Source organism: Alcanivorax sp. HI0044 (assembly GCF_001634945.1).
Genome location: NZ_LWEZ01001508.1, coordinates 1 through 1,213 on the forward strand (window position 1 = coordinate 1; position 1,213 = coordinate 1,213).

Below are 1,213 nucleotides of genomic sequence, written 5' to 3' on the forward strand. Positions count from 1 at the left end.
TGGCCGTGATCAGGGCCTGAAAGTTGGCATCGACACCAGCCGCGGTAGCCGCCTGGCCGGACAGCGGGGCGGTGTAGCCAGTCACATCACCGGCCATGGCATTGGCGCTCAATACCGCTGCGGTGAGGCCTGTCAGAATTACTTTTTTCATGTCTCTTACCCTCATTAGGTTTTGTGCTTTTACCAACGGCCTCACTGCCAGTTGGCTTCATCCCAGTTGAACTCATTCCAGACGGCGGGCGCGGGGCCTCCACAGGCCGTGGCATTTGGATCCGGATTACAGGGGTCGGCGTCGTCCGGGTCAGCGGTATCGGCACCATAACCATCACCATCTGCATCGACACTTTCAGTCGCGTCATTGGGGAAGGCGTCCGCGTTATCGCCTACACCGTCCCCATCACTNTCAACGGCTTCATCCGGATCATTGGGAAAGTCGTCAGCATTATCCCCGGTACCATCGCCGTCGCTGTCCAGTGTTTCGTTGGGGTCATTGGGGAATGCATCCCCATTGTCACCCACTCCATCGGCATCGCTATCCACCGTTTCAGCCGGGTCGTCCGGGAAGACATCGCTGTTATCGCCGACACCATCCTCATCGCTATCCGAGGTTTCCGTACCGTCATTGGGAAAGGCGTCGCTGTTGTCACCCACGCCGTCATTGTCGGAATCAATCGTTTCGTTGGGATCCTCGGGGAAGGCATCCCCGTTGTCGCCCACTCCGTCTTCATCCGTATCTGTGGTTTCTTCGGGGTCGTTCGGGAACACATCGCCATTGTCGCCGACACCATCGTTATCGCTATCCACGGTTTCGGTGGGGTCATTCGGAAACGCGTCCATATTATCGCCGACGCCATCTTCATCACTATCCAGTGACTCGGATGGGTCTTGTGGGAAAGCATCACCGTTATCCCCAACACCATCACCGTCGGAATCTACTGTCTCGCTGGGGTCCTGGGGAAAAGCGTCGCTGTTATCGCCAACACCGTCGCTATCACTGTCTGTGATTTCGGCCGGATCATCCGGGAAGGCATCTTCACCATCGACAACACCATCACCGTCGCGGTCCGGATTATAGGGAGCACTGTCCTGTTCATTGAGCAGGCCATCGCCATCAATATCATCATCACTGCTGTCCGGCATGCCATCCTGATCGATATCACTTTCGGTTTCTGCCGGCTCGATAACCGTGGTGGTGTTCTCGGCAGTAGACGTA

At 56.7% G+C, this 1,213-nt stretch carries 1 pseudogene; it reads right to left on the bottom strand.

Annotated features, from left to right (window positions below):
- Positions 1 to 192: 192 nt before the first annotated feature.
- Positions 193 to 1,213, bottom strand: a pseudogene (locus tag A3730_RS32105) (hypothetical protein); the annotation flags it as partial.